A 22,031-nucleotide genomic window follows, 5' to 3' on the forward strand; every position below is an offset into this window, starting at 1 on the left:
CGGCGCCGCCTGGCTGCCGCTGGACGTCCAGGCCCCGGCCGCCCGCGGCGCCGCCCTGGTCGAGGCCGCCGGCGCCGCCGTCCTGCTGCACGGCGCGGACCAGCGGCCCTACGTCGACACCCTGCTCGGCGCCCTGCCGGAGCACCCCGCCGTCCTCACCCTCGACGACACCCGCGACGAGCAGCTGCTGCCACCCGCCGGTGGCCCCGCCGAACTGGCCTACGTCATCTACACCTCGGGCTCCACCGGCCGCCCCAAGGGCGCCATGGTGCACCGCGACGGCATGGTCAACCACCTGCTCGCCAAGCACGCCGACCTGGAGCTGTCCGAGGCCGACACCGTGGTGCACAACGCCCCGGTCACCTTCGACATCTCGGTCTGGCAGATGCTCAGCCCGCTGGTCGCGGGGGGCCGGCTGCGGGTGGTCTCCCGCGAACTCGCCGCCGACCCGGGCGCGCTGTTCACGCTCGCCGACGCCGAGGGCGTCACCGTGCTGGAGGTCGTCCCCTCGCTGCTGCGCGCCGCCCTGGACGCCTGGGAGGCCGGCGCCGCGCTGCCCGGACTCGCCGCGCTGCGGCGGCTGGTGGTCACCGGCGAGGCGCTGCCCGCCGACCTGGCCCGGCGCTGGTTCGCGCTGCGCCCCGGCATCCCGCTGGTCAACGCCTTCGGCCCGACCGAGTGCTCGGACGACGTCACCCACGCCGTGATCGGCTCCCCGGCCGAACTGGACTCGGTGCGCGCCCCGATCGGCCGCCCGGTCCGCGACACCCGGCTCTACGTGCTCGGCGACTCGCTGCAGCCCGTCCCGGCCGGCCAGCCCGGCGAACTGTACGTGGGCGGGCGCGGCGTCGGCCGCGGCTACCTGAACGACCCGCGGCGCACCGCCGGCGCCTTCGTGGCCGACCCGTACGCGCAGGCCCCCGGCGCCCGGATGTACCGCACCGGCGACCGGGTGGTGCACCGGGCCGACGGCCAGCTGGAGTTCCTGGAGCGGGTCGACCACCAGGTCAAGATCCGCGGCCACCGGATCGAGCCCGGCGAGGTCGAGGCCGCGCTGCGCGCCGTGCCCGGCGTGGCCGACGCGGTGGTCACCGTCGCCCGGGACCCGTCCGGCGGCACCCGGCTGGTCGCCCACCTGACCGGCGGCGCCGACCCGGCCGGCGTCCGCGCCGACCTGGCCCGCACGCTGCCCGACTACATGGTCCCGGCCGTCCTGGTGCCGCTGACCGCGCTGCCGCTGACCCCCAACGGCAAGGTGGACCGCAAGGCCCTGCCGCAGCCGGACTTCAGCGCGCTGCGCCGCGAGCGGCGGGCCCCGGCCACCGAGCGCGAGGCGCTGCTGTGCGCGCTGTTCGCCGAGGTGCTGGAGCTCGACGAGGTCGGCGCCGACGAGGACTTCTTCCAGCTCGGCGGGCACTCGCTGCTGGCCGGCCGGGTGGTCACCGGGCTGCGCGCCCGGCTCGGCGTCGAACTGCCGATCCGCGTCCTGTTCGAGGCGCCCACCCCGTGCGCGCTGGCCCTCGCCCTGGACGGCGCCGAGGCGGCCCGGGAGAAGCTGGTGGCCGGCCCCCGGCCGGAGCCGATCCCGCTCTCCCCGGGGCAGCAACGGCTCTGGTTCCTCTCCCAGTTGGACGCCGCCGGCGCCACCTACCACCTCTCGCACGCGGTCCGGCTGACCGGCCCGCTGGAGCGGGCGGCCCTCGCCGAGGCGCTGGCCGACGTGGTGGCCCGGCACGAGAGCCTGCGCACCGTCTTCCCCGCCGAGGACGGCCGCCCGCACCAGCGGGTGCTGCCGGTCGGCGAGGCCGGCCCCGAGCTGCCGGTGGTGCCCTTCTCCGGCCGTCCGGCCGAGGAGCTGGACGCCGAGCTGGCCGCCCGGGCCGGCGCGCCCTTCGACCTGGCCGCCGAACCGCCGCTGCGCGCGGTGCTGTTCGAGACCGGCGTCGAGGAGCACGTGCTGCTGCTGGTGCAGCACCACATCGCGGCCGACGGCTGGTCGGTGCGCCCGCTGGTCGGCGACCTCCAGGCCGCCTACCGGGCCCGGCTGGCCGGCGGCGCGCCGGAGTGGGCCGAACTGCCCGTCCAGTACGCCGACTACACGCTCTGGCAGCGCCGACTGCTCGGCGAGCCGGACGATCCCGCCAGTCTGATGAACCGCCAGCTCGACTACTGGGCGAGCCAGTTGGCCGACCTGCCGGAAGAGCTGGCACTGCCCGTCGACTTCCCCCGCCCGGCGGTGCCCAGCTACCGGGGCGCCACCGTGCCGCTGCGGCTGGACGCCGAGGCGCACCGCGCCCTGACCGCGCTGGCCCGCGAGGCCGGCGCCAGCCCGTTCATGGTGGTGCAGGCGGCGCTGGCCGTCCTGCTCGGCAAGCTCGGCGCCGGCACCGACATCCCGCTCGGCACCCCGGTCGCCGGCCGCACCGACGACGCCCTGGACGACCTGGTCGGCTTCTTCGTCAACACCCTGGTGCTGCGCACCGACCTGGGCGGCGACCCGACCTTCCGCACCCTGGTCGGCCGGGCCCGGGAGACCGTCCTCGCCGCCCTGGCCCACCAGGACGTGCCCTTCGAGAAGCTGGTCGACCGGCTCGGGGCCGGCCGCTCGCTGGCCCGCCAGCCGCTCTTCCAGGTGATGCTGGCCTTCCAGAACAACACCGGGGCCCGCCCCGAACTGCCCGGGATCACCGCCGAGGTGAGCCCGGTCGGCAACGGCACCGCCAAGTTCGACCTGGCCTTCGAACTCGTCGAGCAGTACGGCGGATCGGGCGAGCCGGACGGCCTCACCGGCACCCTGGAGTACAGCACCGACCTGTTCACCGAGCGGACGGCACAGGGCCTGGCGGACCGCCTGGCCCACCTGCTCCGGCTGCTCACCGGCGAGCCCGACCGGCCGCTCAGCGGTCTGGACGCCCTGCTGCCCGAGGAGCGCGAGCGGCTGCTCGGCTCCTGGAGCGGGGCCGCCACCCCGACCACCGTCGGCGCGGTCCGGCTGCCGGAGCTGTTCCAGGCCCAGGCCCGGCGCGCGCCCGAGCGGCCCGCGCTGCGCTGGTTCGAGGACGGCGCCGTGCGCGCCGAACTCGGCTACGGCGAGCTGAACGAGCGCGCCAACCGGCTCGCCCACCACCTGATCGCCCTGGGCGCGGGCCCCGGACGGATCGTCGCCCTGGCGCTGCCGCGCACGGTCGACGCGGTCGTCGCGGTGCTCGCGGTCCTCAAGACGGGCGCGGCCTACCTGCCCGTCGACCCGGCGTACCCGCGCGAGCGGATCGCCTACCTGCTGGAGGACTCCGCTCCGCTGGCGGTGCTCAGCCACGGCTCGGTGGCCGGCCGCCTTCCCGAACAGCCCGGACGCCTTCCCGGACGGCAGAGCGCACCCGTGCTGCTGCTGGACGACCCGGCGACCACCGCCGCGATCGCCGGCGCCCCGGCGCACGACCCGGGCGACGCCGAGCGGACCGCCCCGCTGGGGCCCGACCACCCGGCGTACGTCATCTACACCTCCGGCTCCACCGGCCGCCCCAAGGGCGTGCTGGTACCGCACCGGGCGGTGGCCGCGCTGGCCGCCGAGCACGACCGCTTCGGCGTCGGCGAGGGCACCCGGCTGCTGCAGTTCGCCTCCTTCAGCTTCGACGCCGCCGCCTGGGAGCTGCTCACCGCGCTGCTGAGCGGCGCCGTCCTGGTGCTGGCCGCCGAGGCGGACCGGGCCCCCGGAGAGCCGCTCGCCCGGCTGGTCGCCGAGGCCGGCGTCGAGGTGGTCTGCCTGCCGCCGACGGTGCTCGCCGCCTGGCCGGTCGGGCTGCCGATGCCCGAGGGGCTGACCCTCATCACGGCCGGCGAGGCCTGCCCGCCCGAGCTGGTCGAACGCTGGTCCGCGGGCCGGCGGATGCTCAACGCGTACGGTCCGACCGAGACCACGGTCTGCGCCACCGTCAGCGAACCACTGGCCGGAGCGGTCAAGCCGCCGATCGGCCGACCGCTGGCCGGCGCCCGGGTGTACGTGCTGGACGAGGCGCTGCGCCCCGTCCCGCCGGGCGTGATCGGCGAGCTGTACGTGGCCGGCGCCGGGGTGGCCCTCGGCTACCTGCACCGGCCGGAGCTCACCGCCCAGCGCTTCACCGCCGACCCGTACGGCGGGGCCGACGACCGTATGTACCGCACCGGTGACCTGGTGCGCTGGACGGCCGACGGCCAGCTGGACTACGTCGGCCGGGTCGACGAGCAGGTCAAGCTGCGCGGCTTCCGGATCGAACTCGGCGAGATCGAGACGGCGCTGCTCGCCCAGCCGGGCGTCGAGCAGGCCGCCGCGGTGGTCCGCGAGGACCGCCCCGGCGACAAGCGGCTGGTCGCCTACGTGACCCCGGCCGGCCTGCCGGTCGGCGAGCTGCGGGCGGCGCTCGCAGCAGAGCTGCCCGACTACCTGGTGCCCTCCGCGTTCGTCCCGCTGGAGACCCTGCCGCTGACCGGCAACGGCAAGCTGGACCGCCGCGCGCTGCCCGCGCCCGACTACGCCGCCGCCTCCACCGGCCGGGCCCCCGCCGACGCCCGGGAGGCCGCGTTCTGCGCGGTCTTCGCCGAGGTGCTCGGACTGCCCGAGGTCGGCGCCGACGACGGGTTCTTCGACCTGGGCGGCGACAGCATCGTCTCCATCCAGCTGGTCAGCCGGGCCCGCGCGGCCGGGCTGGTGGTCACCGCGCAGGACGTCTTCACCCACCGGACCCCGGCGGCGCTGGCCGTGGTGGCCCGCGACGGCGACGGCGAGGGGGTGCCGGCCACCGTCGGCACCGAGGACGGCGTCGGCCCGATGGGCCAGCTGCCGATCGGGCACTGGCTGCGCGAACTCGGCGGGCCGGTGGACGGCTTCCACCAGGCCGTGTTGGTCCGCACCCCGGCCGACGCCACCCGGGAGTCGCTGACCGCCGCCCTGCAGGCCCTGCTGGACCACCACGACGGGCTGCGGATGCGGCTGCTGCCGGACTGGTCGCTGCTGATCTCCGAGCCCGGCACGGTGGACGCCGCCGCCCTGCTGCGGGTCGTCGACGGCCCGGCTCCCGACTGGCCCGCCGAGGCGGTCGCCGCCCGCGAGCGGCTGGCGCCGTGGGAGGGCGTGATGGTCCAGGCGCTCTGGCACCGGGGCACCCACGAGCTGCTGCTCACCCTGCACCACCTGGTGGTGGACGGGGTGTCCTGGCGGGTGCTGCTGCCCGACCTGGCCCACGCCCACGGGGCCGTCCGGGCCGGCGAGCCGGTGCGGCTGCAGCCGGTCGGCACCTCGCTGCGGCACTGGTCCGGGCTGCTGGAGCGCACCGCCGGCGAGCCCGGGACACGCGCCCAACTCAACTGGTGGCGCGCCGAGTCGGCCGAGGACGGCGCCCCGCTGGGGCACCGGGCCGCCGACCCGTCGGTGGACACCGTCGCCACCGCCCGTACGCTGCACCGCGTCCTGGACACCGACACCACGGCGGCGCTGCTCACCGAGGTCACCGGGGCGTTCCACGCCGAGGTGAACGACGTGCTGCTGACCGCCCTGGCGCTCGCCGTCGCGCACTGGCGGCGGCGCACCGGGCGGCCGGAGGGGCCGGTACCGGTCGAGCTGGAGGGCCACGGGCGCGAGGAGTTCGCCCCCGGGGTGGACCTCTCCCGCACGGTCGGCTGGTTCACCACCGCCTACCCGCTGCGGCTGGACCCGGGCGCGGTGGACCTGGCGGAGGCACTGGCCGGCGGTCCCGCCGCCGGGCACAGCCTCAAGCTGGTCAAGGAGCACCTGCGGATGGTGCCCGCGCACGGGCTCGGCTGGGGCCTGCTGCGGTATTTGGACAAGCACAGCCTGGACGGGGAGAGCGCCAAGGAGCTGTCCGCCGCCGCCCGGCCGCAGCTCGGCTTCAACTACCTGGGCCGGCTGCCCGCCCCCACCGGCGAGGACTGGTCGCTGACCGGGCAGTCCGCCGCCCTGGCCGCCGGGGCCGACCCGGGGATGCCGCTGCCGCACGTCCTGGACGTCAACGCGGTGACCGAGGACGGACCGGACGGACCGCGGCTCAGCGCCCGCTGGACCTGGGCCGGCCAGGCCCTGGCGCAGGCCGACGCCGAGGACCTCGCCGAGGGCTGGTTCGCCGCCCTGCGGGCCCTGGTACGGCACACCCGGGAGCCCGGGGCCGGCGGCTGGACGCCGTCCGACCTCGACCTGGTGGCACTCAGCCAGGACGAGATCGACGAATTCGAGGACGAGATGGACGACTGGGGGGACGAGCTGTGACCACGGCCTCGGCCGAGCCCCGCACCGGGCGACGACCCGGGCGGAGCTCCAATCTGAGCGACATCCTGCCGGTGGCGCCACTGCAGGAAGGACTGATGTTCCACGCGCAGTACCACCGCGAGGAACTCGACGTCTACACCGTGCAGTTGGTGCTGGACCTGGCCGGCGAACTGGACCCGGCGCGGCTGCGCGGCGCGGTCGCCGCCCTGCTGGAGCGCCACCCCAACCTGCGGGCGGCCTTCCGCTACCGCAAGAGCGGCGACCCGGTGCAGGTCGTGCCGCGCGAAGTCCCGCTCGACTGGCGGGAGGCCGACCTGCGGGCCGTCCCCGCCGCCGCCCAGGAGGCCGAGAGCGAGGAGCTCTGCCGGCGCGACCGGCTGCGCCCCTTCGACCTGGCCCGCCCGCCGCTGCTGCGCTTCAGCCTGCTGCGGCTGGCCGACCGGCAGCACCGGCTGGTGCTGACCTCCCACCAGATCGTCTTCGACGGCTGGTCCATGCCCATCGTGGTGCGCGAACTGTTCGCCTGCTACGCCGACGGCGGCGTCTCGCTGCCCCGCCCCGCCCCGTACAAGTCCTACCTGGCCCACCTGGCCCGGCAGGACCGCGCGGCGGCCGAGGCAGCCTGGACGGCCGCGCTGGACGGCTTCACCGAGCCCACCCGGCTGACCGGCGCGACCGGCTCCCCGGAAGCCCGCAGGGGCATGCCCGGCGAGCACGCCGTGGAGCTGGACGAGCGGGAGTTCGCCGCGCTCACCGGCTGGGCCCGCAGCCGGGGCCTGACCGTCAACACCGTGGTGCAGGGCGCCTGGGCGACCGTCCTGGGCACCCTGACCGGGCTGCGCGACATCGTCTTCGGCGGCACCGTCTCCGGCCGCCCGCCGGAGCTGCCCGGGGTCGAGGGCATGGTCGGGCTCTTCATCAACACCCTGCCCGTCCGGGTCGACCTGGACCCCGCGCAGAGCTTCACCGAGCTGCTGTCCGCCCTCCAGGACCGCCAGTCCCTGCTGCTCCCGCACCAGCACCTCGGCCTCAACACCATCCAGCGCATCGCCGGGGTCGGGGACCTCTTCGACAGCGTGCTGGTCTTCGAGAACTACCCGCTCGACCCGAAGGCGCTGGCCGGCGAGGTCGCCGGGCTGCGGCTCACCGGCCTGCGGGCCGGCGACGCCAACCACTACCCGCTCAGCCTGATGGCCCTGCCCGGCGAGCGGCTGCGGCTCCAAGTCGGCTACGACACCGCCCGGTTCACCCCGGCCGAGGCCGCCGTCGTCACCGAGCGGCTGCTGCACGTGCTGCGCACCGCCCAGGCCGAACCGGACCGCCCGCTCGGGCAGCTGGACCTGCTGCTGCCCGGCGAGCGCACCTGGCTGGCCGTCCCCGCCCCGGAGCCGGCCGAGACCGATCCGTGGACGGACGTGGTGGCGCGGGTCCAGGAGTTCGCCCGCACCACCCCCGCCGCGATCGCCGTCTCCGACGGCACCGAGCGGCTGACCTACCGCGAGCTGGCCGGCCGGGCCGGCGCCCTCTCCCGGGCGCTGGTCGCCGCGGGCGCCGCGACCGGACCGGTCGGCGTCCTGGCCCAGCCCGGCTGCGGCTTCGTCACCGCCGTGCTCGGCGTGCTCGGTGCGGGCGCCGCCTGGCTGCCGCTGGACGTCGCCGCCCCGGTCAGGCGCGGCGCCGTGCTGGCCGGCGAGGCGCACATCAGCGCCCTGCTGGCCGGCCCCGGCGAGCGGGCCATGGCCGCCGAACTGCTGGCCGAGGCCGGGCTGGACGTCCCGGTGCTGGAGCTGGGCACGGACGCCGCCAAGCGGCTGCCCGCCCCGCGCGGCGCCGGCGACGACCTGGCGTACGTCATCTTCACCTCGGGTTCCACCGGCCGCCCCAAGGGCGCCATGGTGCACCGGGCGGGCATGGTCAACCACCTGTTCGCCAAGATCGCCGACCTGGAGCTGGACGGGCACACCGTGCTGGTCCACAACGCCCCGGTCACCTTCGACATCTCGGTCTGGCAGATGCTCTCCGCGCTGGTCGTCGGCGGGCGGCTGCGGGTCACCGGCCGCGAACTCGCCGCAGACCCCCGGGCACTGTTCGGCCTGGTCGCCCCCGAGGGCGTCACCGTGCTGGAGGTCGTCCCCTCGCTGCTGCGCACCGCCCTGGACAGCTGGGACGACGGCGCCGAGCCGCCCGTCCTGGACGGGCTGCGCAAGCTGGTCGTCACCGGCGAGGCGCTGCCCGCCGACCTGGCGCACCGCTGGTTCGCCCGCTACCCGGCGATCCCGCTGGTCAACGCGTACGGGCCGACCGAGTGCTCGGACGACGTCACCCACGCCGTGATCGGCTCCCCGGCCGAACTGGACTCGGTGCGCGCCCCGATCGGCCGGGCGGTGCGCGGCACCGGCCTGTACGTCCTGGACCACGCGCTGCGCCCCGTCCCGGACGGCGTCCCCGGCGAGCTGTACGTGGGCGGGCGCGGCGTCGGCCGCGGCTACCTCGACCAGCCCGGCCGCACCGCCGCGGTGTTCGTCGCCGACCCGTTCAGCCCGCTGCCGGGCGCCCGGATGTACCGCACCGGCGACCGGGTGATCCGGCGGCCGGACGGCCGGCTGGAGTTCCTGGAGCGGGTCGACCACCAGGTCAAGATCCGCGGCCACCGGATCGAGCCCGGCGAGGTCGAGGCCGCGCTGCGCTCGATCGACCGGATCGGCGACGCCGTGGTGGTGGTCCGCCGCGGCGGGGCCGGCGACGCCCGGCTGGTCGGCTACGTCACCGGCGACCTCGACCCGGCCTGGGGCCGGGCGGCGGCCGCCGCGATCCTGCCCGAGTACATGGTGCCCTCCGCCCTGGTGGTGCTGGACGCCCTGCCGCTGACCCCCAACGGCAAGGTGGACCGCACGGCGCTGCCCGAGGCCGACCTCGCCGCCTCGACCGGCCGCGGCCCGCGCACCCCCCAGGAGGAGGTGCTGTGCGCCGCCTTCGCCGAGGTGCTCGACCTGCCGAAGGTCGGCATCGACGAGGACTTCTTCCAACTCGGCGGCCACTCGCTGCTCGCCACCCGGCTGGTCAGCCGGGTGCGCACGCTGCTCGGCGCCGAACTGGCGATCCGCACCCTGTTCGAGGCCCCCACGGTGGCCTCGCTGGCCGGCCGGCTCACCCAGGACGCCGTCCGCCCCGCGCTGACCGCCGGGCGGCGCCCGGACCTGCTGCCGCTGTCGTACGCCCAGCAGCGGCTCTGGTTCCTGGACCGGCTGGAGGGCCCCTCCGCCACCTACAACCTGCCCTGGACGCTGCGGCTGCGCGGACCGCTGGACCGCGCCGCGCTGACCGCCGCGCTCACCGACGTGGTCGAGCGGCACGAGAGCCTGCGCACCGTCTTCCCGGACCGCGACGGGCTGCCGTACCAGCGCGTCCTGTCGGTCGGACAGGCCGCCGTCGAACTGCCGGTCCGCGAGCTGCCCGTCCGCGAGCCGGCCTCGGCCGAACCGCTTGAGGCCGAACTCGCCCGGGCCGCCGAGGAGTTCGCCACCGGCGGCTTCGACCTGGCGAACCGCCCGCCGATCCGCGCCACCCTGCTCGCGGCCGGCCCCGAGGACCACCTGCTGGTCGTGGTGATCCACCACATCGCCGGCGACGGCTGGTCCAACGGCCCGCTCGCCCGGGACCTCTCCACCGCCTACGCCGCCCGGCTGGCCGGCCGCGCGCCCGCCTGGACGCCGCTGCCGGTGCAGTACGCCGACTACGCGCTCTGGCAGCGCGAACTGCTCGGCGCGGAGGGCGACCACGAGTCCCTCGTCGCCCGCCAGATCGCCTACTGGAAGGAACAGTTGGCCGGGCTCCCGGCCGAGCTCCAGCTGCCGGTGGAGAACGCCCGCCGGGCCACCGCCGGCTACCGCGGCGCCGGCGTCCGCTTCGCCGTCCCGGCCGAGCTGCACCAACGGGCGGTCGCCCTGGCCCGGCAGAGCGGGGCCAGCCTGTTCATGGTGCTCCAGGCCGCGCTGGCCACCCTGTACGGCCGACTCGGCGCGGGTGAGGACATCCCGCTCGGCACCCCGATCGCCGGCCGCACCGACGACGCCCTGGACGACCTGGTCGGGATGTTCGTCAACACCCTGGTGCTGCGCACCGACCTGGGCGGCGACCCGACCTTCCGCGAACTGCTGGACCGGGTCAAGGCCACCGACCTGGCCGCCTACGCCCACCAGGACCTGCCGTTCGAGAAGCTGGTCGACGCCCTCGGCCCCGAGCGCGCCCCGGCCCGCAACCCGCTGTTCCAGACCCTGCTGGCGCTGCACAACAACGCCGCCGCCCGGCTGGAGCTGCCCGGCATCACCGCGGAGGCGGGCGCGGCCGAGCTGGGCGTGGCCCGGCTCGACCTCAGTTTCGAGCTCGCCGAGCAGTCCGGGCCGGACGGCCCCGCCGGCCTGACCGGCCGGCTGGAGTACAGCACCGACCTGTTCAGCGCGGCCGGCGCCCAGCGCCTCGCCGACCGGCTGGTGCACCTGCTGGGCGCCCTGGTCGACCAGCCGGACCGGCCGATCAGCGCCGCCCCGGTGCTGCTGCCCGGCGAACAGCGGGAGCTGACGGCCGCCGGGAGCGGCGCCGACGCCCTGGGCGACGGGCAGTCGCTGGCCGCCCTGCTGGAGGCCACCGCGGACGCCCACCCGGACGCCATCGCGCTCGACTTCGCCGACCAGCGGCTCGACTTCGCCGAACTGCACCGGCGCGCCAACCGGCTCGCCCGCACCCTGGTCGCCCGGGGCGCGGCCCCGGACGAGCTGGTGGCGATCGCGCTGCCGCGCTCGGTCGACCTGGTGGTGACGGCGCTCGCGGTGATCAAGTCCGGAGCCGCCTACCTGCCGATCGACCCGTCCTACCCGGCCGACCGGATCGCCGGGATGGTCAAGGACGCCCGGCCGGTGCTGACCGTCACCACGGCTGAGGCGGCCGCCGCCGTCCCCGGCCTGGACGCCGGCCCGCTCCTCCTCCTGGACGACCCGGCCACCCGTACCGCCCAGGCCGCCCTGGACGCGGACCACCTGCGCCCGGCCGAACTGGCCGCACCGGTACGGCCCGCGCACGCCGCGTACGTCATCTACACCTCGGGCTCCACCGGCCGCCCCAAGGGCGTCGTGGTGCCGCGCGGCGCGCTGCTCAACCACCTGCTGGACCTGGCGGGCCGGCTCGACCTCACCCCGGGTCGCACCCTGCTGGCCGTCACCACCTTCGGCTTCGACATCGCCAACCTGGAGCTGCTGGCCCCGCTGCTCGGCGGCGCCCGACTGGTGGTCGCCCCGCTGGAGACGGTCCGCGACCCGGACCTGCTCGCCGGACTGATCGGCAGCAGCCGACCGGACGTCCTCCAGGCCACCCCGACACTGTGGCACGCACTGGTCACCACCCGGCCGCAGTCCCTGGCCGGGCTGCACGTCCTGACCGGCGGCGAGGCGCTGTCCCCGACCCTGGCCACGGCGCTGACCGGCGCCGCCGCGAAGGTCAGCAACCTGTACGGCCCGACCGAGGCCACCATCTGGTCGCTGGCCGCGGACGTCCCGCCCGGCCACACCGGCACCCCGCCGATCGGCCGCCCGCTGGCCGGCAACCAGGTCCGGCTGCTGGACGCCGCGCTGCGCCCGGTGCCACCGGGGGTCGTCGGAGAGCTGTACCTGTCCGGCACCGGCCTCGCCCGGGGCTACCTGGACCGCCCCGGCCTGACCGCCGAACGCTTCACGGCCGACCCGTACGGGCCGCCCGGCTCCCGGACGTACCGCACCGGGGACCTCGCCCGCTGGCGGCCGGACGGCTCGGTCGACTACCTCGGCCGGGTCGACCACCAGGTGAAGATTCGCGGCTTCCGGATCGAACTCGGCGAGATCGAGGCAGTGCTGACCGACCATCCGCTGGTCGAACGGGCCACCGTGATCGACCGGGAGGATTCCCCCGGCGAACGCCGGCTGGTCGCCTACCTGGTGCCCGCCGGCCCCGAACGGCCCGAACCCGCCGCGCTACGGGCCCACTTGGCGGCCGCGCTGCCGGAGTACATGCTCCCGGCCGCCTACGTCCCGCTGGAAGCCCTGCCGCTCACCCCGAACGCCAAGGTGGACCGCAAGGCGCTGCCCGCGCCCGGGGCCGACGACCGGGCGGTGGCCCGCTCGGACGGCCGCGCCCCCAGCGGGCCGGTGGAACTCGCGCTCGGCCGGGTGTTCGCCGAGGTGCTCGGCCTGGACCGGGTCGGGGCCGAGGACGGCTTCTTCGAGCTGGGCGGCGACAGCCTGAAGTCCATCCAGCTGGTCAGCCGGGCCCGCGCGGCCGGGCTGTCGCTCACCCCCGCCGACGTCTTCGCGCACCGCACCGTGGCCGGGCTGGCCCTGGTGGCCGGCACGGTCGACGGCACCGGTGTGCCCGAGGACCCGTTCGCGCCCGTCCTGGCCGTCCGCCCGACCGGCACCGGCCGGCCGCTGTTCTGCGTGCACGGTGCCGTCGGACTCGGCTGGCCTTTCCTGACCCTCGCCGCGGAAATTGACACGGACATTCCCGTGTACGCATTCCAGGCGGCTGGGGTACGCTCCTCGGAAAAGGCCCCGGAGTCCGTCCGGGAAATCGCCGGAAAATATCTCGGCGAAATGCTGGAAATCCAGCCGCAGGGGCCCTATCGTATTCTCGGCTGGTCGTTCGGAGGGGTCGTCGCCCACGAGATCGCCGTCCAGTTGCAGGCCCGCGGCGAACAGGTCGAACTGCTCGCGGACCTGGACGGCTACCCCGGCAGCGGCTCGCCGGCCGAGGACGCGCCGGACGACGCGGCCGTCCTGGCCGAACTGCTCGAACGGGCCGGCCTCCCCGGCGACGGCCCGGCCGACCTCACCGCCGCCCGCAAGCGCCTCGCCGAAGCCGGCAACGCACTCGCGGAGCTGGACGAGACCGAGCTGGTCAGGCTGCTCGGGGTGATCCGCACCCACAGCCTGCTGGGCGACGCCCACCGGCCCGGCCGCTACCAGGGCGACCTGCTGCTGTTCACGGCCACCCGCGGCCTCGCTCCCGGCGACCCGGACGCCGAGTCCTGGCGGGAGCACGTGACCGGCGACATCCTCCGGCACCCGGTCGACAGCGACCACGACTCGATGCTCGAACCGGCGCCGGCCGCATTCATCGGAAAGACCCTGACGGCCGTCCTGACCTAAAGGCGGCCGCCCCGGAAACCACCCCGGGGGCACTGCGCCCGAAAACCGGACGATTTCCGGGAATTCCGAAAGGACCGAGAAATCATGAGTAATCCGTTCGACGACGAGCAGGGCACCTTCCTCGTCCTCGCCAACCACGAGAACCAGCACAGCCTCTGGCCCGCCTTCGCGGAGGTCCCGGCTGGCTGGCGGACCGTCAAGGGCGCGAGCACCCGGCAGGAGGCGCTGGACCACATCGAGCGCACCTGGACCGACCTGCGCCCGCAGAGCCTGATCGACGCCACCGCCTGAGCACCGCACCGCACCCGCCCGGGCACCGCACCCGCCCGGGCACCGCACCCGCCCGGGCACCGCACCCGCCCGGGCACCGCACCCGCCCGGGCACCGCACCCGCACCACCCACCCAACACCCGAGGAGCACCCCATGAGCACCGTCGCCATCTCCGAGCCCAAGGTCCGCGAGATCGTCGCCGACTGCCTCGACCTCGAGCTCGACGAGCTGACCCTCACCGACCACTTCATCGACCACTACGGCGCCGACTCGCTGAACGCCATCGAGGTCCTCGCCCGCCTGGAGAAGGAGTTCCACGTCACCATCCCCCAGGAGGAGCTGCCCAACATGGTCAACCTGGCCGCCGTGCTGGAGGTCCTCTCCCGGGCGACCGCCCGATGAGCGGGCGGAGCGATCGAGCCATCAAGAGGCGCGCGTGGGCGCATGCCCCCGCCGAGCGTAGGGAGGCGGGCGCATGAGCACCCCGCAGCGCGTGGTGGTGACCGGTATCGGCGTCCTGTCGAGCATCGGCAACGGCGTCGAGGACTTCACCTCGGCCCTGCGCGAGGGCCGCTGCGGCGCCGGTCCGATCACCAGCTTCGACACCACGGGCTTCCTGCGCACCAACGGCCACGAGGTCGACGGCTTCGAACCGGAGCAGTGGATCCACCGCCTCGACATCGAACAGCTCGGCCGCGCCACCCAGTTCGCCGTCGCGGCGGCCCGGATGGCCGTCCAGGACGCCGGCCTCGACGAGCAGGAGCTCGCCGGACTGCGCGCCCAGGTCACCATCGGCACCACCGACGGCGAGGCTCCCGAGCTGGACAAGCTGATGGCGGAGTCGGTCGCGGAGGGGCCGGAGCACCCGGCCGACCAGCTGGTGGCCGGCCGTCTGCCGGCCCACCAGCTGGCCCTGGCGATCGCCCGGGAGCTGCGGCTCCCCCGGGTCGTCCCGGCCGTCCTCGGCACCGCCTGCGCGGCCGGCAACTACGCGATCGGCGACGGCTTCGACGCGGTGCGCACCGGCGAGGCGGACATCGCCGTCGTCGGCGGCGCGGACGCGCTCTGCCGCCGCACCTTCGCCGGGTTCAGCCGGCTCGGCCTGGTCTCCTCCGACGTCTGCCGTCCCTTCGACGCCGACCGCGAGGGACTGCTCACGGCCGAGGGCGCGGGGGTCCTCGTCCTGGAGACGCTCGAGTCCGCCCGACGCCGCGGCGCCCGGATCTACGCCGAACTGCTCGGCTACGGGCTCAACTGCGACGCCCACCACCCGACCGCGCCCGACCAGTCGAGCGTCGCCCGCTGCATGGAGCTGGCGCTCGCCGACGCCGGGGTCAAGGCGGCCGAGGTGGACCTCGTCTCCGCCCACGGCACCGGCACCCCCACCAACGACATCACCGAGACCCGCGCGATCCGCGAGGTCTTCGGCGACACCCCGCCGCGCACCGTCGCCCTCAAGGCGATGCTCGGCCACTCGATGGGCGCGGCGAGCGCGCTCGGTGCGGCCGCCGCGGCGCTCGCGCTGACCCACGGGTTCATCCCGCCCACCGTCAACCACCGCACCACCGACCCCCAGTGCCAGATCGACTGCGTGCCCAACCACTCCGTCCCCGCGGACCTCCGGGTGGTGGTCAACAACGGACTGGCTTTCGGCGGCAACAACGCCTCCGTCGTCCTGGGGCGCCACGAGGAGGAGTCCAGCCGATGAGCGAGCGCAGCGAGCGAACCGTCAAGTGGAGCGCGTGGGCGAATGCCCCCCGCCGAGCGCAGCGAGGTGGGCGCATGAGCGAGCGCAGCGAGGTGGGCGCATGAGCTCCACGACGATCCACCGGGACCGGCCGCTGATCACCGCGTGGTCCGCCGTCTCCCCGTTCGGCCTCGGCCGCGACGCGTTCGCGGCCGGGGTCGGCCGGGGGGAACCGGCCCACGAGGTCCCCGACTTCGACACCCGCAAGGTACTCGGGAAGGCCGGCACCCGCACCTTCGACCGGGCCACCGGCCTGGCCGTCACCGCCGTCCGCGAACTCCTCGGCGAGGCCGAGGCCGCGCGGAACCCGATCGCCACCGGCGGTGGCACCGCCCTCGTCCTCGGCACCACCCTCGGCAGCGCCCAGAGCGCCGCCGGGTTCAGCCGGGCCTCCTTCGAGGGCGACAAGCCCTACGACGTGCCCGCCCAGCTGATGCCCAACGTGCTGATGAACGGCCCGGCCGCGGCCACCGCCATCCGCTTCGACCTCAAGGGCCCCAACACCACCCTGGCCGGCGGCGCCGCCGGCGGCCTGCTCGCCCTCGGCTACGCCCGCCGTCTGCTGGCGGCCGGCCGCGCCGAGCGCGCCGTGGTCGGCGCGGTGGAGGAGCAGTCCGAGACCCGCGAGTGGCTGGCCGGCGACCACCACCAGCCGATCGGCGAGGGCAGCGCCGTGCTGCTGCTGGAGACCGAGCGGACGCTGCCGCCCGGCCGCCGGGTGCTGGCCGAACTGCTCGCCCTGGACGTCCGGTTGGACATCGACGACGACCCCTCGGCGGCCCTGGCCGCCACCGTCCGCGACGCCCTCGCCCAGGCCGACGCGACGCCCGACCAGGTCTGGGCCGCGGCCGTCACCGGGCAGCCGGCCGAGGCACAGCTCGCCGCACTGGTCGGCACCGAGGCCGTCAGCCGGATCCGCACGGCTGAACTCCTCGGCGACACCGGCTCCGCGGGCACCGTCTTCTCCCTCGCCACCGTCCTGTCCCTGGCCGAGCACGACCCCGCGGCCGCCGGCCGCCTCGCCGTGATCGCCTCGCTCGACCACCAGGGCCTGGCCGCCTGCGCCGTCCTGCGCCTCACCGGCGGTGGCCGATGAGCACCCCCGGCATCGCCCTGATCAGCGGCGGCTCGCGCGGCATCGGCAAGGCGGCCGCCCTGCGGCTGGCCGCCGAGGGCCACGCGATCAGCTTCTGCTACCAGTCCGACCAGCAGGCCGCCGACCTCCTGGCCAAGGAACTCGACGCCCTCGGTGTCGGCGTCCTGGCCGCGAAGGTCGACGTCACCGACGCGGCCGCGGTCCGCGCCTGGGTCACCCGCACCGAACAGGAACTCGGCCCGATCACCGTCGCGATCGCCAGCGCCGGCATCACCAAGGACAAGCCCCTGCTGCTGATGGCCGACGAGGACTGGCGGAGCGTCACCGACACCAACCTGAACGGCACCGCCAACCTCTGCCGCGCGGTGGCATTCCCGATGGTCAAGCGCCGCAGCGGCTCGATCATCACCCTCTCCTCGGTCTCCGGCGTCTACGGCAACCCCGGCCAGAGCAACTACGCGGCCTCCAAGGCCGGCATCATCGCGCTCACCCGCGCCCTGGCCAAGGAGGTCGGCCGGTACGGGGTCCGGGTCAACGCCGTCGCCCCCGGCATGATCGAGACCGACATGACCTCGGTGCTCACCGACAGCCAGCGCACCGACGCCCTCAAGCACATCCCGCTCGGCCGCTTCGGCACGGCGGACGAGGTGGCCGACTCGGTCGCCTTCCTGGCGGGCCCGCAATCCGCCTACCTCACCGGCTCGGTCCTGCAGATCGACGGCGGAATCGTCCTGTGACCGGACGTACCAGATGCACCGGACACACCAGATGCACCAGACGCGCCGGACGAACCAGACGCACCGTCAACTTCGACTAGGAGAAACGACCATGACCATTCCCGCCGTGCGCACCTTCGACAACCACACCCCGCTGGTCGACACCGAGCTGCTCCCCGGCCGCGGCAGCGGCGTCAACGCCGCCCACCGGATGTACGAGCACCTCATCGGCATCTGGGCCACCGGCGTCATCGAGGCCGCCCACGACCTCGGCGCCTTCACCGCCCTGATCGGTGCCCCCGCCACCGCCGGCGAGCTGTCCACCCGCCTGGGCACCGACCTGCGCGCCACCCGCGTCCTGCTCGACGGCCTGGCCGCCTACGACGTGGTCGAGCGCAGCCGCGCGGCGGACGGCCAGGCCGTCTACACCCTGCCACCGGAGATGCACGACATCTTCGCCCCCGAGGGCCTGTACAGCCTGGTCGGCAAGATCCGGCACGACCGCAACGTCGCGTGGGGCGCCTGGCGCAACCTCGCCGGCAACGTCCGTACCGGTGCCCGCAACTCCGAGGGATCCCAGCAGCTCAACCAGATCTCCGAGGAGGACTACACCTCCCTCGTCCGCGGCATCAACTTCTGGGCCCCGCCGATCGCCGCCACCCTCGCCACCGCCCTGCGCGAGCAGGGCTGGACCGACGGCGCCGGCCGCACCCTGCTGGACGTCGGCTGCGGCACCGGCATCTACAGCCAGCTGCTGCTCCAGGAGTTCAGCGGCCTCAACGCCCGTGCCCTGGACGCCGAGCGGATCATCCCGATCGCCAACGCCCAGGCCCACCGCCTCGGCGTCGCCGAGCGCTTCAACCCCGAGGTCGTCGACTTCTGGGCGGACGACTGGGGCACCGGCGTCGACGTCGCCCTGTTCGTCAACATCTTCCACCTCCAGACCCCCGAGTCGGCCCGCGAGCTCCTGCTCCGCTCCGCCAAGGCGCTCACCGAGGACGGCGTCATCGCCATCGCCGACCACATCGTCGACGAGGACAGCACCGACGGGAACACCCAGAACCGGTTCTTCCGCCTCTTCGCCGCCTCCATGCTCGCCACCGGCGGCGGCGACGCCTTCACCGTGCAGGACTACGACCAGTGGCTCGCCGACGCCGGCCTGCGCCGCGTCGCCCTGCTCGACACCCCCATGCACCGCCTGCTGCTCGTCAAGCACGCCTGACGGGCCGGCCCCCGCACCCACCCACCCCTCGACGGCCCCGACGCCCCGCGTCGGGGCCGTCGGGGTTCCCCGCACCCGGAGGCCCAGATGCCCGAGCAGCCCGTCCTCTTCCGCACCGACCGCACCGACCTCACCCCCGAGGAGATCGCTACCCTCACCGTGCTCCTGCTCCGAGGAGCCCGCACCACCGCCCCCGCCCCCCGGCCGACCCGCCGCACCGTCCGCTGGCACGACGTCTCCCTCCGCCCCCCGATCCCCACCACCTCCTGGCAGATCGTCGCCTGACGCCGCCCCGCCCCCACCCGTCGCCGCCCCGCCCCGCCGGAGCGGCGACCTCTGCTTCCGGTCCGTCAGCCGCGCGAAAGGCGTTCGGTGAGGCGGGACTTGGCGGCGGGCCACTCGTCGGTGAGCATCGAGAAGTAGGCGGTGTCGCGCCAGGTGCCGGTGGGGCGGCGGCGGTGGCGCCGGTGGACGCCCTCGAACTGGGCGCCGAGCCGCAGGACGGCGTTGCGGGAGCGGTCGTTGGTGGCGTCGGTCTTCCAGTAGACGCGGCCCATGCCGAGGTCCTCGAAGGCGTGGGTGAGCAGCAGCAGCTTGGCCTCGGTGTTGACCGCGGTGCGCCAGTGGGAGCGGGCGTAGAAGGTGGCGCCGATCTCGAGGGACTCGTTGTGGGTGTCGAGGTCGTGGTAGCCGGTGATGCCGATGGCGGTGCCGCTGGTGAGTTCGACGGCGGCGAAGTAGACGCACTCGCCGGTGGCGGCCTCGGCGATGCGGGCGTCGAGGTCCCGGCCGAGTTCCTCCTCGGTGGCGGGCGGGAGGGACATGGTCCAGCGCCAGACCTCGGGGTCGGGGCCGACGGTGGCCCAGAGGTCGGCGGTGTGGCGGCGCTCCAGCGGCTCCAGGCGGATGTGCCGGCCGGTGAGGGTGACGGGGACGGGCTGCTTCGCGGTCATGGTCCGAACGTAGCGCCACTCTGCACTAGAGGCAATGCATGTATGCACTAGTTCAATAGTCGGGGCGCGGGGCGTCACGTCCGGGAGGCGGGGCACAACGAAGGGCCCCGCGGGACGGGTGCGTCCTGCGGGGCCCTTCGCGAAGAGCGGGCTCGGTGAGCGGTCAGATGAACGAGTTGATCTGGATCGTCTCGTCCCGGCCGGGGCCGACGCCGATGGCGGAGATCGGCGCGCCCGACATCTCCTCCAGTGCCTTCACGTAGGCCTGGGCGTTCTTCGGCAGCTCGGCGAAGGTCTTCGCCTTGCTGATGTCCTCGGTCCAGCCCGGCAGCGTCTCGTAGATCGGCTTGGCGTGGTGGAAGTCGGACTGGTTGTAGGGGAGTTCCTCGACCCGGCGGCCGTCGATCTCGTACGCGACGCAGACCGGGATCTGCTCCCAGCCGGTCAGCACGTCGAGCTTGGTGAGGAAGAAGTCGGTGAGGCCGTTGACCCGGGTCGCGTAGCGGGCGATGACGGCGTCGAACCAGCCGCAGCGGCGGTCGCGGCCGGTGGTCACGCCGCGCTCGCCGCCGATGCGGCGCAGCGCCTCGCCGTCCTCGTCGAGCAGCTCGGTCGGGAACGGGCCGGAGCCGACACGGGTGGTGTAGGCCTTGAGGATGCCGATGACCCGGTCGATCTTGGTGGGGCCGATGCCGGCGCCGGTGCAGGCGCCGCCCGCGGTCGGGTTCGACGAGGTCACGAAGGGGTACGTGCCGTGGTCGACGTCGAGCAGGGTGCCCTGGCCGCCCTCCAGCAGGACGACCTTGTCGGCCTTGAGGGCCTCGTCCAGGACGAGGGTGGTGTCGGCGAGGAAGGGCTTGATCTTCTCCGCGTAGCCCAGGTACTCCTCGACCACCAGGTCGGCCGGGATGGCGCGGCGGTTGTAGAGCTTGACCAGGATCTGGTTCTTGTCGTGCAGCGCCGCTTCGATCTTCTGGCGCAGGATCGACTCGTCGAAGAGGTCCTGGACCCGGATGCCCACGCGGTTGATCTTGTCCGCGTAGGTCGGGCCGATGCCGCGGCCGGTGGTGCCGATCCGGCGCTTGCCGAGGAAGCGCTCGGCGACCTTGTCGATGGTGCGGTGGTACGGGGTGATCAGGTGGGCGTTGCCCGAGACCAGGAGCTTGGAGGTGTCGATGCCGCGCTCGTTCAGGCCGTTGAGCTCGGAGAGCAGCACGCCCGGGTCGATGACGACGCCGTTGCCGATCACCGGCGTCACGTTCGGGCTGAGGATGCCGGAGGGGAGCAGGTGCAGGGCGTACTTCTGGTCGCCGATGACCACCGTGTGACCGGCGTTGTTGCCACCCTGGTAGCGGACGACGTAGTCGACGGAACCGCCGAGGAGGTCGGTGGCCTTCCCCTTGCCCTCGTCCCCCCACTGAGCGCCAACGAGCACGAGTGCCGGCACAGGCGTACACCCCTTCCGGTTGGGGCATCCTGCGTAGGCCGCAGTCTGCCCCGAGATAGACGAAGCCCCTGGCGCAATGGCGCAAGGGGCTCTTGCACCGAGAGATTACCTGAGGAAGGACCGGTCGTGTCGTCCCTGTCCACGCCTGCTACCGGCGGTCCCGAGCCCCTTCTGCTGCTGCTCGACCCGGTGGCCCGGCAGACCGACGGGGAGTCGGTGCGGATCGCGAAGGACGTGTTGTGCGGGGGTGCGGACGTCAAGGTGGCCTATCCGGAGAGCCCGTCCGAACTCGACCGGATGCTTTCGCACCGGGGTCGGCGGCGACCGGTGGTGATCGGTTCCGACCTCGCCCTGCAGCGGGTGCTGCAGGCCCTGCACCGGCAGCGTGAGCTGGGTGCCGATCCGGTGGGGATGGTTCCGGTCGGCCGGGCGGAGGAGCTGGCTACGGCCCGCGCGCTCGGCGTGCCGGGGGAGCCGGTACGGGCGGCGCGGGCGGTGCTGTCGGGTGCGCCGCGGACCTTCGACCTGCTGGTGGACGACGGCGGCGGGGTGGCGCTGGGCGGGGTGCGGATCATCGGTGGCGGCGGGCGCCGTCCGGGGGGCCGTTCGGGTGGCTGGCGTTCGCTATGGGCGAAACTGGCTGCGGCCGAGCAGGCGAACGCACTCACCCCGGAGCCCGTCGACCACAGCCCCCGGATCCGGGTCGAGGCGGACGGCCGGCTGCTCGCCGACGTGCACCGCCCGGTCCGGCTGGTGCAGCTGACCCTGACGGGCGCCGGGGGCGCGGCCGGCGCGGGCGTGCTGGAGGTGGTGGTCCGCGCCCCCGGCGCACTGGTGCGGGCGCGCGCGGCGAGCGTCTCGGTGGTCGGGCGCGGCTTCGGCTACGAGGCGGACGGCCACCCGGTCGGCCCGGTCCGCGCCCGCACCTGGACGGTGCACCCGGACGCCTGGGGCCTGCTGCTGCCCGCGGCGGAACACCGGCGGCCGCCCGCCGCGTGAACGCCCGCCGAACGCCGGGTGAGCAGGCTCACGTTCGGGACCGCCCGCCGAGCACCGTTCCGCACACGGAAAGCCCCAACGGGCGCGAACCGCAAGGCCAACCGCCGTCCGCCGGAATTCCCCCACCCGAATTCCCCGCCCCGTAAGGGGTT

At 74.8% G+C, this 22,031-nt stretch carries 12 protein-coding genes; 10 read left to right on the forward strand and 2 right to left on the reverse strand.

Features of this window, described 5'->3' with window-relative positions:
* From BG452_RS40720 to BG452_RS47470, 9 genes are all read left to right on the forward strand, one after another.
* Nucleotides 1-6,256: non-ribosomal peptide synthetase (locus BG452_RS40720; protein ID WP_188309402.1), on the forward strand; the 6,256-nt coding region annotated here is incomplete at its 5' end.
* A gap of 71 nt (nucleotides 6,257-6,327) precedes the next feature.
* Nucleotides 6,328-13,428: a non-ribosomal peptide synthetase gene (locus BG452_RS40725; RefSeq protein ID WP_317621469.1), complete on the forward strand. Its 7,101-nt coding sequence runs from the start codon at nucleotides 6,328-6,330 to the stop codon at nucleotides 13,426-13,428.
* A gap of 84 nt (nucleotides 13,429-13,512) precedes the next feature.
* The gene (locus BG452_RS40730; protein WP_030289532.1) at nucleotides 13,513-13,719 is read left to right on the forward strand and encodes an MbtH family protein; all 207 of its coding nucleotides are present in this window, start codon (nucleotides 13,513-13,515) and stop codon (nucleotides 13,717-13,719) included.
* 133 nt (nucleotides 13,720-13,852) lie between these two features.
* Nucleotides 13,853-14,101, forward strand: coding sequence for an acyl carrier protein (locus BG452_RS40735; RefSeq protein WP_188309404.1), 249 nt, complete (start codon nucleotides 13,853-13,855; stop codon nucleotides 14,099-14,101).
* A 73-nt stretch (nucleotides 14,102-14,174) separates the two neighbouring features.
* Nucleotides 14,175-15,407, forward strand: coding sequence for a beta-ketoacyl-[acyl-carrier-protein] synthase family protein (locus BG452_RS40740; protein WP_188309405.1), 1,233 nt, complete (start codon nucleotides 14,175-14,177; stop codon nucleotides 15,405-15,407).
* Between the two features lie 100 nt (nucleotides 15,408-15,507).
* Nucleotides 15,508-16,542 (forward strand): beta-ketoacyl synthase N-terminal-like domain-containing protein, encoded by a 1,035-nt coding sequence (locus BG452_RS40745; protein WP_188309406.1) that lies wholly within the window; start codon nucleotides 15,508-15,510, stop codon nucleotides 16,540-16,542.
* Nucleotides 16,539-17,279 carry a 3-oxoacyl-ACP reductase FabG gene (fabG, locus tag BG452_RS40750; RefSeq protein ID WP_188309407.1) on the forward strand — a complete coding sequence of 247 codons (741 nt, stop codon included), beginning with the start codon at nucleotides 16,539-16,541 and terminating at the stop codon, nucleotides 17,277-17,279. The genes BG452_RS40745 and fabG overlap by 4 nt, the downstream gene beginning before the upstream one ends.
* Before the next feature lie 91 nt (nucleotides 17,280-17,370).
* Nucleotides 17,371-18,480, forward strand: coding sequence for a class I SAM-dependent methyltransferase (locus BG452_RS40755; RefSeq protein WP_188309408.1), 1,110 nt, complete (start codon nucleotides 17,371-17,373; stop codon nucleotides 18,478-18,480).
* A gap of 87 nt (nucleotides 18,481-18,567) precedes the next feature.
* Entirely contained in the window at nucleotides 18,568-18,765 is a 198-nt protein-coding gene (locus BG452_RS47470; RefSeq protein ID WP_188309409.1) for an acyl-CoA carboxylase subunit epsilon, read from the forward strand.
* A 65-nt stretch (nucleotides 18,766-18,830) separates the two neighbouring features.
* Here BG452_RS47470 and BG452_RS40765 read toward each other — a convergent pair whose 3' ends face one another.
* Both BG452_RS40765 and BG452_RS40770 read right to left on the reverse strand, forming a co-directional pair.
* Entirely contained in the window at nucleotides 18,831-19,433 is a 603-nt protein-coding gene (locus BG452_RS40765) for a GNAT family N-acetyltransferase (protein WP_188309410.1), read from the reverse strand.
* Between the two features lie 163 nt (nucleotides 19,434-19,596).
* Nucleotides 19,597-20,880, reverse strand: a complete 1,284-nt coding sequence (locus tag BG452_RS40770) for an adenylosuccinate synthase (protein WP_188309411.1) — start codon at nucleotides 20,878-20,880, stop codon at nucleotides 19,597-19,599.
* 126 nt (nucleotides 20,881-21,006) lie between these two features.
* On the opposite strand from BG452_RS40770, the gene BG452_RS40775 reads away from it, so the two are divergent.
* Nucleotides 21,007-21,879 carry a diacylglycerol kinase gene (locus BG452_RS40775; RefSeq protein WP_317621467.1) on the forward strand — a complete coding sequence of 291 codons (873 nt, stop codon included), beginning with the start codon at nucleotides 21,007-21,009 and terminating at the stop codon, nucleotides 21,877-21,879.
* Nucleotides 21,880-22,031: the final 152 nt, after the last annotated feature.

It is taken from the genome of Streptomyces sp. CBMA123 (genome assembly GCF_014596465.1).
Lineage (GTDB): Bacteria > Actinomycetota > Actinomycetes > Streptomycetales > Streptomycetaceae > Kitasatospora.

Coding starts and splice junctions, on each gene's coding strand:
- BG452_RS40730 (WP_030289532.1), top strand. CDS start 13,513: ATGAGTAATCCGTTCGACGACGAGCAGGGCACCTTCCTCGTCCTCGCC.
- BG452_RS47470 (WP_188309409.1), top strand. CDS start 18,568: ATGCCCGAGCAGCCCGTCCTCTTCCGCACCGACCGCACCGACCTCACC.
- BG452_RS40740 (WP_188309405.1), top strand. CDS start 14,175: ATGAGCACCCCGCAGCGCGTGGTGGTGACCGGTATCGGCGTCCTGTCG.
- BG452_RS40735 (WP_188309404.1), top strand. CDS start 13,853: ATGAGCACCGTCGCCATCTCCGAGCCCAAGGTCCGCGAGATCGTCGCC.
- BG452_RS40755 (WP_188309408.1), top strand. CDS start 17,371: ATGACCATTCCCGCCGTGCGCACCTTCGACAACCACACCCCGCTGGTC.
- fabG (WP_188309407.1), top strand. CDS start 16,539: ATGAGCACCCCCGGCATCGCCCTGATCAGCGGCGGCTCGCGCGGCATC.
- BG452_RS40745 (WP_188309406.1), top strand. CDS start 15,508: ATGAGCTCCACGACGATCCACCGGGACCGGCCGCTGATCACCGCGTGG.
- BG452_RS40765 (WP_188309410.1), bottom strand. CDS start 19,433: ATGACCGCGAAGCAGCCCGTCCCCGTCACCCTCACCGGCCGGCACATC.